Origin of the sequence: Anaerococcus sp. AH8042_DFU013_CI05 (genome assembly GCF_047936775.1) — a bacterium.
In the GTDB taxonomy this organism is placed as follows: Bacteria; Bacillota; Clostridia; order Tissierellales; family Peptoniphilaceae; genus Anaerococcus.
The window spans coordinates 1,548,071-1,560,599 of the sequence record NZ_CP175954.1 but is presented as its reverse complement, the minus strand read 5'-3'; the positions used below and the strand labels follow the sequence as shown (position 1 = coordinate 1,560,599).

Genomic DNA, 12,529 nt, shown 5'->3' with positions numbered 1-12,529 from the left:
TCCCATTTTATCTGCTAAAGTAATTTTGACTAAGGTCTTTAGCCAAGGCTCTTATAGCATCTTTCATCTGGTCGCGGTCAAAATTATCTGAAATGTGATATTCATATATAAAATCAAATTTATCTCTTTGCCCAATTTTTTTTCCATCTTTATCTTCTAAAAATATTATTTTAAGATTTTCCTTATATGATTTGGCTACATTTGCTACATTTATGGAGCTTAGGCCATCAAATTGGTCCACATTTTCTCCTAAGATTAGAAAATCATAGTTTTTTATCATGGTATCAAAATCTATTTTTTCTAAGATAACATCCATAGATTTTGAAATCTTTGTCTTAAAAAATGTGTAAAGAGCCCAGGCAACTCCTCCACCAGAACCAAGGGTCGGCAGATCCAATGGATTTATTCCTAAAGTTTGCTCAATTTTTTCCTTAAAATTCTTAGAGCCCTTGTATAAAAACGCAATGTCTTCGATAGATGCACCCTTTCTGTAAACCCTGCTTTCCAGAAAAGAATTTTCTCCAAACAGTGTCATATCAGTGCTAGTTGCAATAGTAATATCCGCATCAAAAATTCTGTGGTCCATGTTTGAAATATCGATTGTTTCGACATTTACCATATTTTTTGCAATAGGATTTAATTCATTACCTTCATCATCAAAAAATCTAGCACCTAAAGAATAAAGCATACCCATGCCAAGATCATTTGTTGCAGTATCTCCAATTCCTATGTAAAAAGATTTGGCACCTGCATTTAGACCATCTACCAACATTTCACCAAAGCCTAGGGAAGAAGAATTCATCACATCAAGTTCTTCTTTATATAATAATCTTAAACCAGATGACTGGGCCATTTCCATGACTGCATAATTTTCTCTCATGACATATCTTGCAGTTATAACGTCATTTTTGGGATTATGGACATTGACATAATGATAGTCTCCATTTAAAAAAGCCTGCATGGCTTCAACAGTACCCTCTCCTCCATCTAAAAAGGGGATAATATCTGCATTACTTCCCAGTTCTTCTTTAAATATATTTCCAATCTCTATTGAGTTTTCGTAATTTTTTATAGAATCAATTGCTACTAAAATTTTCATCTTCCGCCTTCTTTTCTATTTACTCCTTATAAAATCTTACCCTAAATGCTGTTAAAATAGCATAAATTAAAGCTTTACAAATGATTAGCATATGTTATAATAAACTAGAAAGTTTATACTTTCGCTGTTTAACTCATGGAATCCTAAGGGATTTCACCCATCAAAGGCCATCACGATGTCGTGATGGTTTTTTATTTAACAATTTCTTAGATATATGTTATGATTTTATTAATGATTTGCAAATGGGGTGCTAAATTTAGCTGAGATTATACCCAATAACCTGAACTAGGTAATGCTAGCGGAGGGATTTTTCTCAATTTTTAGCTCCTTATATGGAGGTTCTTATGCAAAATTCTAAAAACTTACGTAAATTTGTCTTACTTGCAATGCTTGTGGCAATTGGTGTAGTTATTTCTCCTATCCTTAGGGTCCATGGCTTTGCTCCCACCCAGCATTTTATAAATGTAGTTTGCTCAGTTTTACTAGGACCAATCTATTCATTAGCATGTGCGACCTTAATTGGTCTTATCCGCATGAGCCTGATGGGGATTTCTCCACTGGCCTTAACAGGTGCAGTTTTTGGAGCCTTTTTATCTGGAGTGCTTTACAATAGATACAAAACTTTTTTATCAGCTTGTATTGGTGAAGTAATAGGTACAGGAATTATCGGGTCTATGATTTCTTTTCCAGTTATGAAATTTATAGCAGGAGATAGCAAGGTGGCCTTATTTACCTTTACACCAAGCTTTATAATTGCAACTATAATCGGATCTTCAGTTGCATATATTTTCTTAAAGGCCCTTGAAAAAAATGGCAGCCTTTCAAAAATGCAGGAGTCATTAAATGATTGAATTTGAAAATATTTTGGACAATATGCATGAAAACACCCACACTATCCATGCTATTGTCAGCCCTCTTGCTTCAAATGATATGGCAAATGTGCTTTTAAGCTTAAACCAAGCGCCATTTTTGGCGGAATATCATAATGAAGTTTATGAAGTAACCCAAAATTCCCATGCACTTTTAATAAATATGGGCACAATAAACGAAAGTAAATTAAAAGGAATCAAGGAATCTTTAAAATCAGCCAAGGAAAATAATATTCCTATCATCCTAGATCCGGTTGGTGCATCTGCAACAAAAGTCAGACTTGAATCTAGCCTTCATTATCTAGAAAATTATCCTATAAAAGTTTTAAAGGGTAATTACAGCGAAATCTATTCCATATACCACAAAAAACTTTCAACCAGAGGTGTTGATTCTAAGACTATCAAAAAAGAAGAGATTGTAAATATTTGTAAAAACTTATCTACTATGTATAACACAATAGTGGTTGCTAGTGGTAAGGAAGATATAGTCTCTGATGGAAATGAAGTTTTGATTTTAAAAAACGGCAGTCCTCTTTTGCCAAAATTAACTGGCACTGGATGCATATTAGGTGGCATTATTGCTGCAGCTTATTCTTTTGATAATAGCATAAATGCAATAGCTCTTGCTATAAGTATACTAAATATAGGAGCCGAACTTGCCCAAAAAGATAAGGGCATGGCTACTTTTAAAATCTCACTTTTAGATGAAATTTCACTTATAGATAGCAAAAAAATAAGGGAGAAAATAGATTATGAAAAACTTTGATTTAAGCCTATATCTAGTTACAAATAGAGATAAGCTAAGTGATGAAGATTTTTTTGATGTAATAGAAAAGTCCTTAAAAGGAGGGGTAAGCCTAGTCCAACTTAGAGAAAAAACTGCCCCAGCCCGAGAAGTCATAGAACTTGCCAAAAAATTAAAAGAACTTTGCCATTCCTATAATGTGCCACTTTTGGTAGATGACAGAGTAGATATTGCCCTAGCAGCAGATCTAGATGGCGTTCATTTAGGAAATGATGATATGGATGTAGCGGATGCTAGAAAAATCTTAGGCGATGAAAAAATTATAGGATCAACTGCAAAAAATCTAGATTGGGCGATAGCAGAAGAAAAAAAAGGTGCAGACTACCTAGGAGTAGGTGCAATTTTTGAAACCAAAACCCACGTAAAAACCAAACGCACCAGTGTAGAAACATTAAGGGAAATAAATGATAATATATCTATCTCAACAGTAGCTATAGGTGGCCTTAACTATGAAAATATAGATATCCTAAAAAATTCCGGAGCATCTGGTGTATCAGTTGTAAGGGCTATTATGGATAGTGAAAATCCTTTTGAAGATAGTAGGAAATTAAGAGAAAAAATTGTAGATGTATTAGATTTACATTAAATATTATCTTTATATATTAAAAATTAATTTATTAATGCAGAGGCTAAGCTAAGCTCTCTGCTTTTTTTATGCATCTTTAAAATTCGAAATTACCTATTTTATCTTTTTTATATTACATATAATCAATATATATCCACAAAAATGTGGGTTTTAACCATCCATAAATTTTGATATCATTAAATTAAGTAAAAGAAAGGAGGTAATTATTAATTATTGATAGCTATTACATCCTCATTACTATACAAGAGCTATCAATATTTATTAAAATACGTTGCATATCTAATTCAAAACAAATTATAAGAAAAATCGTATATATTATTAAAATATTTATCTAAGGAGCATTGAATGAAAAAATTTATTACTGTTCTCTTATCTCTAGTGTTATTATCTTTTTATCCTATAGATGCATACGCATCGTCGCAAGCTAAGCCAGATAATGAAGCTATAACAGATACTCAATTAAGTGAAATCTGGTTAGAAAGTGAAAAAACTTTGAATACAGATCAAAGTATAGAAGGTGAATTTTATTCTACAACCCTAAAGCTAAATGACAAAACCTACGAAGTAGAAGACACTATAAGTGAGGACCTATCAGAGGTAAATAGTAAATTTTATAAGATTGAAGATAAGCAAAAAATTTATATAGGATCTATGGTAACCGTTTTAAATAACGATAATGATTTACTAAATGTAGATATATATGAAAATGGTAAAATTATTAGTCAAGAAAAGGTAAATATCCCTACCAATGATGTAAAATCTAATAACCTAAATACAAATAATAACTTAAATCCAGCCATGTATAGTGCATCAGCTAATAGTGCAAATTGCAAAATGGAATATAAATGGAGTAATCCAGATACTAGCTATGGTTCTACAAAAATTCTAAAATATACAACTGGTGCAATAATTGCTGTACTAGCTACAGCTGCTGGTAGTCCTCTAGCTGCCGGTTTAGGAAATCTAGCCAATTCCATAATCCAAGATAAAATTCCTCTAGTTTATACAAAAATGACAATATGGACATATCTTGAAAGATCTTCTTGTAGCCCTATATATCCTCACTGGATACCTGCAGGTAAATATAAGTACCACACCAAGTACTATTCAGATAAAAATAGGACACAATTAATTAACGAAACTAATTATATAGATGGTTAGTATTTAGAATATAGGAAGATAGTTATGAATAAAGTAAAAAAGTTTTTTTTAACTTATATAATAGTAACTTTATTAATTCTAATTTATTTCTTTATTAGAGATAAACAAATAAATTATGATTATCTAAAATCAGTGCTTGTACAACTGGTTGTAATGGTTATTGTTTTTTACCTCTCTAAAAAAGACTTAGATAAGTAAAAGTATGAAATAAAGGCTGATTTGTATAATTATTATTCTAACTAGCTAGGATTTACTTATGCAAAACAGCCATTTTTACTATTTAACAATGAGTTTGTATAGATAATTTTAATCAATCTTATGGATTTTAAGCAAACAAAAAGCCCCAAGATGGGGCAAACAAAAACATTTTATTATTCTTAAGGGCTCTTTTTTATTAATTTTATCTTTATACTTATCTGATTGACATGTAATTTATTGTGTATTCTACCGGGTAGTCTTGACCGTTTTTTGTAACGCCTGATACTTTAACTTGTAGTTTTGTACCAGCTTCACAGTTCATTCCGTATCCAAATGTGATTGCTTTTACGTTTCCTTTAAAGCTATCGTCTACGTTTGCTGCTGTGTTAACTTCACCTGTTTCTAGGTCTGTTACTTCTACTTGAGCGTTTGTTAGGTCAAAGTTTTCACCAAACATTAGTGAAAGGCTTGATCCTTCTGATTGGAATTCGCTGATTGCTGTTTCGCCTGGGTAAGCGTAAACTGTGTTAGCATTTTCTCCAGCGTAGTTATTGTTGTTTACAAACATTGCGTTGAATTCGTCTGTTTGACCGAATCCTACAAGACTAGCTTGTGGGTTTAGTACCCATCTTCTGTGTCCAACTTCTAATTGATTTTCATTTCCTAGGTCATCTTGTAGGTATTCTACAACTGAATCAAGAATGTTAAAGCTTGCTGCAAGGTTTGAGTTTTCTGCACCGTATGCTCCGTTTACATATTCTACTGAGTCAGAAGCAAGTCCTGTTGGAAGTGCTGGATTGTGGCTAACTTGTAGGTTAAGTCTATTTACCATTGTTGCTGCTTGAGCAAATTGTGCTTGATCAGATCCAAGTGATAATTCATTTGTGATACCTGATGCAAATCTTGCTGTATTTGCAATGTGTAGTGCGTCTTCTTGGGCAGCTAGTGATACTTCACCAAGATTTAGTGCGTTTAAATCAGCGTTTGGTGCGCTTAGGAAAGCTTCTTGGCTTTCTGGGTTAATTAGGTTAAGTCCTAAGAAATCTTTAGTGTCTGTTGCTTGTGATTCATAGTTTAACCAGTAAGCTTTTACTTCTTCAGCTGATGGGCTAGCAATTGTAAGACCACCAGCTACCTCGTCAGATTCTACTGTGTTAACTTCTAATCTATCAACATCTGCTGATGCTACGTTTTCTTCAACGGCATTTGGTAGTGATACTGATTTTGATGTTTCTGTAACTGCATCAATATCTGAATTTTCATTTTCGTTTGCTTTTGCAACTTCTTGTGTTTCTTCTACTGCTACTTCAACTTCGTTTTCTTCAGCAACTTCTTGTGTTGTTTCTTCTTCTACTGTTTCTTGAGCTTCTTTATCTTCTTTGTTTTCTTCTTTTAGTTCAACTGTTTGTGGGATTAGGTAGTTTCTGTTATCTTCTTTTTCAATTTTTACTGCATCTGCTTTTGGTGTAGCAACATTTGCTACTTTTTTTTCTTTAGTTTCTACAACTTGTATTTGTCCAGCTTTTGTTTCTTCTGCTTGTGTTACTTTTGCTTCATTTGATCCACATGCTGTTGTTGTTAATAATGCTAGTGCTAATGTTAGTGCTTTGAATTGTTTTTTCATTGTTGACCCCTTTAAGATGTATGTTTAAGTTTGTTTAAGTTTTTGTTGTTCTTTATTATGTATCTAGTATAAGATGTGGTCTTTAGCTTAATTTTTTTTGAAATTCACTTTTTACTTTTGCTTGATGTTTCCCTCACCTTTATTCTGATTACATTATAGAGGGGACTTTCGGGCTCGATTTTTTTAGAAATTCATTTTAGATTTTAGCTAAAATCAGCCATTTTTAGACAAAAAAATACCAGACCTAGGATTTTTTTAAATCCTAAGTCTGGTTTAAATCTTATTTGCTATTAAATTTTATCATTTTTTAGGTCTTTAATTATTTTTTCTGTCTCTTCTTGCTCTTTTTGATCAAAAGTTGGGCATTGAGGATTTATTGCTTCTATTGCATCAATTAGAGCGATAGTTGCAATTTTTCTTGATAGCCATGGGTTATCAGCTGGTAATACATACCAGGGAGCATCTTCTGATGCAGTGTTGTTTAGCATTTCTTCAAAGGCCTTTTGATACTTATCCCAATTTTTTCTATCATCTATATCAGAAAATGAAAATTCGTGGTTTCTCTCTTTTTTCTCTAATCTATCCAAAAACCTTTCTTTTTGCTCATCTTTTGACATATGGAAGTAAAATTTCATAACTGGAAAGCCATTTTCTTTCATGTATTCTTCAAAATTATTGATTTGCTTATATCTTTTATTCCACAACTCTGGGTCATCTTTAATATTTTCTGGTAAATGATCTAGGGTATCATAAATCTTTGGAGAAATAATATCTTCATAATAGGATCTATTTAAGATTGCAATTTCGCCACGCTCTGGCAGACCCTTATGCATTCTCCATAGATAATCATGGGCGTTTTCTTCATCTGTTGGTTTGCCATAACTTGTATTTTTAAGTCCTTGAGGCATAAGATTTGAGAAAATATATTTTATAATTTCATCTTTACCAGCAGCATCTAATGCTTGAAGAACAACCAAAATTCCATATTTGCTTTCGGCATTTAATTTTTCATGTAGCTTTCTAAGTCTTGGTACCAATTCATAATATAATTCTTTTTCTATATCTTCATCTTTTTCATCACTTAATAAGTAGCTATCTATATCATTTATATCAATTTTTTGTCCTGTCAATTTAAATTTGTTTTTATCCATTGTGTACTCCTTATTTTTCTACTATATAAGTACCCAATAAAAAAGCCGGATATATGATCCGGCAATTTTTAAAATTTATGGTGTCTGTAAATAAATTTATTGATATTTTCTTGGTTATTTTTATAGTCTATGGCATCAGCAGTTTCTAAAGCTAACTTTCTATATTTTTTTGCTAAATCATCTTTGCCCCAAAGCACATATAGCTCAGCAAGATTGTTGTAGCTTACCATTAGCCTTTCTATATTTTCTACTGATTCGTGATAGTCAATATGTCCTCATTTTCTAAAACATAGGCTAGAAAATATAGGGTTATCAGTCTAGATCGCGTGATTTGAGAAATCTTATCCTTTTCTATGATGGCATTTAAGTTTTCATGCTTAATCTTTGTGTCTTTTAATAAATCATCAAGTGCCTTGATTTGATCTTCTGGCAAGCTTGTGTCATCTGTTGATATTATAGCTTCTCCATTATACATAAAAACACTTGTTTTATAATAAATATACTTTACTCGCAATTTTACTACATTAAAGTAAATTTTAAAATTAATTTAAATTTTCTAATTATCTAATTATACATTTGTCCTATAAATCAATATTTAATTTCCTAGTACTTGGGTAATATAGATAATGTAAGATTATTATAATCAGCAACTACTTTAGGTTGACTTTTATTTTAGAATGATTATAATAATTGTGTAACTAATAGTAATAACACATTAAATTAAAAAGGAGAATTAACATGGCATTTATTGGTAAAACTCTACCACAATTTGAACTTGACGCATATAATCCAGCAAAAGACGAATTTACAACAGTTTCTAGCGAAGATTTAAAAGGGAACTGGAAAGTTCTTATCTTCTACCCAGCAGACTTCACATTTGTTTGCCCAACAGAACTAGAAGATATGCAAGATAACTACCAAGCACTTAAAGAACTAGGTGCAGAAGTTTACTCAGTATCAGTTGATACACACTTCGTTCACAAGGCATGGCATGATAATTCAGAAAGAATTAGCAAATTACAATACACAATGCTTTCTGACTCTAATAAAGAATTAGCAAGAGAATTAGACATCCTTGATGAATCAGGAAAAGCTCTAAGAGCAACATTTGTAGTTGACCCAGAAAATGTAATCCAAACAGTAGAAATCAACGCTGACGGTATCGGACGTAAAGCTGGCGTAAATATAGATAAAATCAAAGCTGCAAAATACGTTGCAGAGCACCCAGGTGAAGCATGTCCTGCAAAATGGCAAGAAGAAGGCGATGAAGTCCTAACTCCAGGCCTTGACCTTGTAGGTAAGCTATAAGATTTGCTTAAGGAAATATAATAGATGCTAGAAAATAATTTAAAGCAACAGTTAGCCCAATATTTTGACTTACTAAAAACAGAAGTCACTATTGGGCTTTCTGTTACTAATGATGAGAAATCAACAAAAGTTAAAGAATTTGTTACAGAAGTAGCAGAACTGTCAGATAAAATAAAAGTAGAAGAGAAAGATTTAGAATACAAGCCATCATTTGAAGTAAAGGGTGCATTTGACCATGGTAAAATAGTTTTTGCTGGTGTGCCTTTAGGCCATGAATTTGCATCATTTGCCCTAGCAATGCTTCAAGCAGGTGGAGTAGCTCCAAAAGTAGATGAGAGCACCCAAAAGAGAATTGAATCTATGGAGGGCGCTGACTTTGAAACCATAGTTTCACTATCCTGTCACAACTGCCCAGAAGTAGTCCAAGCCCTAAACATAATGGCAATCCTAAATCCAAATATCAACCACACAATGATTGAAGGATCTATGTTCCAAGACATAGCAGATAGCCGTGATGTCCTAGCAGTACCAGCCATCTTTAAAAATGGAGAATTTTTCGAAGGTGGTAAGCAAAGCATGGATAGTCTACTAAATAAACTTGCAGATGGTAAATCAGCAGATGATTTTGCTGATAAGGCAGCCTTTGATGTCCTAATCATCGGTGGAGGACCTGCAGCAGCAACCGCAGCAGTGTATGCAGCTAGAAAAGGTGTATCAACAGGACTAATAGCAAGTGAATTTGGTGGACAAGTAGTAGAAACCCTAGGAATTGAAAATATTCCTGGTTTTAAATACACAGAAGGTCCTTCATTTATGGGACAAATGGAAGACCAAGTTAAGGCCCTAGGTGTAGACATCATGACAGGTGCCCTTGCAGAAAATATCAAAGAAAGCGAAAACTCATCCCAAGACCTACGTCTAATCAAAGTAGAGCTTGATAACGGAGCAAAACTAGAAGCTAGATCAGTAATAATTGCAACTGGTGCAAGATGGAGACTATTAGGTATCCCAGGCGAAACAGAATTTAGAAACAAGGGTGTAGCATATTGTACCCACTGCGACGGACCATTATTTAAAGGCAAAAAAGTAGCAGTAATCGGTGGTGGAAACTCAGGAATCGAAGCTGCCATAGACCTTGCCGCAATGGTAGAGCACGTTACAGTTATAGAATTCTTACCAGAACTAAAAGCAGACCAAGTTTTACAAGATAAACTATTTAGCCTAGATAACGTAGAAGTAGTAAAAAACGCTCAAACAACAGGACTTTACGGGGAAAACAAATTAGAAAGACTAGAATACACAGACCGTGAAACAAATGAAGAACACGCCATAGATGTAGAAGGCTGCTTCATCCAAGTAGGGCTAGTGCCAAACACAGACTGGCTAAAAGAAAGCGATGTTGAACTAACAGACAGGGGCGAAATAATAGTAAACCCAGACGGATCAACAAGCCTAGAGTCAGTATACGCAGCAGGAGATGCAACAACCAGCCTATTCAAGCAAATAGTAATAGCAGCAGGATCAGGCGCAACAGCAGCACTTGGTGCATTTAATTATTTGATGAGAAACTAAAAATAAATAAAGAAAAACGCCCATTTTGGGCGTTTTTTTTATTTAAATAAGCAGTATTAGCAGCCGCAAGTACCACCAGAACCACAGTCACATCCACCTTCATCATCCATATCTTCTAGGTCAGAGTCTGGGAATAGGTGTTCGTAGAACTCATCATTTGCTGGATATCTTCGAGTGATAATTACTTCTTTGTTTAGCATAGTAATGGGAAGTACATCCTCTCCATTTTCTTCTAAAAATCTTTTTACAATCATGTTTTCATCAAACTTGTCTTTTGCTTGATCTAAATTGTATCTAGTAATGCCAGCCCCTACATTTGTAAGGTGGTTTACAATCTCATCAACTCTTTCAAGCTCTTTGCTATCAACAGCGCTTGGTGATGATTCGTATATATATAAATTTCTCATTAATCCCTCCATTGAAATTGATTATCATTATATATTTATAATACCGTATGACTATTAAAAATCATGTAAAGTAGAAATAAAATTTGAAATTTTATCTAAATTAGATATGAAAATATTTTAGAAAAAATGTATTAAAAATTTATAGCTATCGACTATAGATTTGCATTTTTGAATCATTGATTGCAAATTTGATATACTCATCGTATAAATCATAAATAATAGTCAATTATAAAAATCAGCCCTAGTATAACTAAGGCTGATCTTTTATGATAATTTTTAAAAATTATTTATACACTTATCTGTTAAACTTATATTCCATTGAGTTTGCAATTCTTACTAGCAAGAGCATTACTGGTACCTCTACCAAAACTCCCACCACTGTTGCAAGTGTTGCACCAGATGATAGGCCAAATAGTGAAATAGCAACAGCTACAGATAGTTCGAAGAAGTTAGATGCTCCTATCATTCCACATGGAGCAGCTATAGAATAAGGCAATTTTGCAAGATATGCCATGCCAAAGGTTATAGCAAATATCAGGAAGGTTTGAAGTATAAGTGGTACTGCTATAAGAGCAATATTTAGAGGTTGGTCTATGATTTTCATCCCTTGGAATGAAAATATAATTATCAAAGTTAGTAATAATCCAACCATAGTATACTTATCAAATGATGGGATAAATTCATTATTTAAGTAATCTTCACCCTTATTTTTTATCACATAGTTTCTAGTAATCATACTTAGGATAAGGGGAACTACTATAAATAGTACGATGGATAAAAGTAGGGTCCCCCAAGGTATATTGATATTGCCTCTCTTTAGTAAAAAGCTTACTATTGGTATGTAGGCAATTAATATAATAAGGTCATTGCTCGCCACTTGAACTAGGGTATAGGCACTATTCCCTCTTGTTAGCTTACTCCATACAAAAACCATGGCTGTACATGGAGCTGCTCCTAATAAAACTGCTCCTGTTAGGTATTCTGATGCTAGATTTTCGTTAATGATATTTTTGTAAATACCAAAGAAAAATAAGCTAGCTATTAGGTACATAGTAAAGGGTTTGATAATCCAGTTGGCAATCCATGTTATAAACAGTCCCTTGGGATTGTTTTTGATATTTTTTATACTCTTAAAATCAATTTTGAGCATCATTGGATAGATCATGATCCATAAAAGTATGGTTGTTGGTATGGATACATTGTAAAACTCAAATTCTCCCAAAGTCTCTGGAATAGCAGGTATGAAGCGTCCAATTAAAACACCTATAACCATGCATATCAAGACCCAAAATGTAAGATTTCTTTCAAAAAAGCTTATATCTTCTTGTTTTTTCATTTAGCTAACTCCTCATCTATTTCACTGATTAAGTCCTTTAATTTTCCTTCGATTTCATCTATTACTTTGATAAATTCCTCATCAGACTTACCAGTAGGGTCTTCTATGCCCCAGTCATACTTTTTGTGCTTGAAAGGAAGGAATGGGCATACTACATTGCAACCCATAGAAATGACATAGTCTACTTCAGGTAGGTCATCTATGAGCTTGGAATACTGGTCTTTTTCCATATCTATACCGTGTATTTCTTTCATAAACCTTACAGCATCTTGGTTTATCTGATCTACTAGCTCAGTTCCTGCAGAGTAAAAATCTATTTGTTCTCCAGCAAATTTCTTGCCAAGGGCCTCAGCTATCTGAGACCTGCAAGAATTGTGAACGCATATAAATGCAACTTTTGTTTTTTCTGTCAT

14 protein-coding genes and 1 riboswitch are annotated in these 12,529 nt (G+C 33.2%); of the genes, 6 read left to right on the top strand and 8 right to left on the bottom strand.

Annotation, left to right across the window (positions count from 1 at the left end; genetic code table 11):
* Window positions 1–7: 7 nt before the first annotated feature.
* A complete protein-coding gene (locus tag ACKRLN_RS07995; protein WP_416334821.1) occupies window positions 8–1,099 on the bottom strand; it encodes a glycerate kinase in 1,092 nt (363 codons plus the stop codon).
* Between the two features lie 233 nt (window positions 1,100–1,332).
* Window positions 1,333–1,423, top strand: a riboswitch (TPP riboswitch).
* 20 nt (window positions 1,424–1,443) lie between these two features.
* Between ACKRLN_RS07995 and thiW the strand changes: the two genes are divergently transcribed.
* From thiW to ACKRLN_RS07975, 4 genes are all read left to right on the top strand, one after another.
* Complete coding sequence (gene thiW, locus ACKRLN_RS07990) at window positions 1,444–1,950, top strand: energy coupling factor transporter S component ThiW (RefSeq protein WP_203127656.1); 507 nt, start codon at window positions 1,444–1,446, stop codon at window positions 1,948–1,950.
* Entirely contained in the window at window positions 1,943–2,734 is a 792-nt protein-coding gene (gene thiM, locus ACKRLN_RS07985) for a hydroxyethylthiazole kinase (protein WP_416334820.1), read from the top strand. Before thiW ends, thiM begins: the two co-directional genes overlap by 8 nt.
* Window positions 2,718–3,359 carry a thiamine phosphate synthase gene (gene thiE / locus ACKRLN_RS07980; RefSeq protein ID WP_416335392.1) on the top strand — a complete coding sequence of 214 codons (642 nt, stop codon included), beginning with the start codon at window positions 2,718–2,720 and terminating at the stop codon, window positions 3,357–3,359. Before thiM ends, thiE begins: the two co-directional genes overlap by 17 nt.
* A gap of 345 nt (window positions 3,360–3,704) precedes the next feature.
* Entirely contained in the window at window positions 3,705–4,520 is an 816-nt protein-coding gene (locus ACKRLN_RS07975) for a hypothetical protein (protein WP_416334819.1), read from the top strand.
* A 412-nt stretch (window positions 4,521–4,932) separates the two neighbouring features.
* Here ACKRLN_RS07975 and ACKRLN_RS07970 read toward each other — a convergent pair whose 3' ends face one another.
* The 4 genes from ACKRLN_RS07970 to ACKRLN_RS07955 all read right to left on the bottom strand — a co-directional run bounded on the left by ACKRLN_RS07970 (window position 4,933) and on the right by ACKRLN_RS07955 (window position 7,968).
* Complete coding sequence (locus ACKRLN_RS07970; RefSeq protein WP_416334818.1) at window positions 4,933–6,342, bottom strand: hypothetical protein; 1,410 nt, start codon at window positions 6,340–6,342, stop codon at window positions 4,933–4,935.
* A 290-nt stretch (window positions 6,343–6,632) separates the two neighbouring features.
* Window positions 6,633–7,493, bottom strand: coding sequence for a PPK2 family polyphosphate kinase (locus ACKRLN_RS07965; RefSeq protein ID WP_416334817.1), 861 nt, complete (start codon window positions 7,491–7,493; stop codon window positions 6,633–6,635).
* 68 nt (window positions 7,494–7,561) lie between these two features.
* Entirely contained in the window at window positions 7,562–7,723 is a 162-nt protein-coding gene (locus ACKRLN_RS07960; protein ID WP_296142923.1) for a hypothetical protein, read from the bottom strand.
* Window positions 7,724–7,740: 17 nt separating this feature from the next.
* Window positions 7,741–7,968: a hypothetical protein gene (locus ACKRLN_RS07955; RefSeq protein ID WP_416334816.1), complete on the bottom strand. Its 228-nt coding sequence runs from the start codon at window positions 7,966–7,968 to the stop codon at window positions 7,741–7,743.
* Window positions 7,969–8,231: 263 nt separating this feature from the next.
* On the opposite strand from ACKRLN_RS07955, the gene ahpC reads away from it, so the two are divergent.
* Window positions 8,232–8,801, top strand: a complete 570-nt coding sequence (ahpC, locus tag ACKRLN_RS07950) for an alkyl hydroperoxide reductase subunit C (protein WP_416334815.1) — start codon at window positions 8,232–8,234, stop codon at window positions 8,799–8,801.
* A 24-nt stretch (window positions 8,802–8,825) separates the two neighbouring features.
* Window positions 8,826–10,373: an alkyl hydroperoxide reductase subunit F gene (ahpF, locus tag ACKRLN_RS07945; RefSeq protein ID WP_416334814.1), complete on the top strand. Its 1,548-nt coding sequence runs from the start codon at window positions 8,826–8,828 to the stop codon at window positions 10,371–10,373.
* A 56-nt stretch (window positions 10,374–10,429) separates the two neighbouring features.
* Here ahpF and ACKRLN_RS07940 read toward each other — a convergent pair whose 3' ends face one another.
* From ACKRLN_RS07940 to ACKRLN_RS07930, 3 genes are all read right to left on the bottom strand, one after another.
* On the bottom strand, window positions 10,430–10,780 hold the full coding sequence (locus ACKRLN_RS07940; protein WP_416334813.1) for an arsenic metallochaperone ArsD family protein: 351 nt from the start codon (window positions 10,778–10,780) through the stop codon (window positions 10,430–10,432).
* Between the two features lie 295 nt (window positions 10,781–11,075).
* The gene (gene arsB / locus ACKRLN_RS07935; RefSeq protein WP_416334812.1) at window positions 11,076–12,116 is read right to left on the bottom strand and encodes an ACR3 family arsenite efflux transporter; all 1,041 of its coding nucleotides are present in this window, start codon (window positions 12,114–12,116) and stop codon (window positions 11,076–11,078) included.
* A complete protein-coding gene (locus tag ACKRLN_RS07930; RefSeq protein ID WP_416334811.1) occupies window positions 12,113–12,529 on the bottom strand; it encodes an arsenate reductase ArsC in 417 nt (138 codons plus the stop codon). The genes arsB and ACKRLN_RS07930 overlap by 4 nt, the downstream gene beginning before the upstream one ends.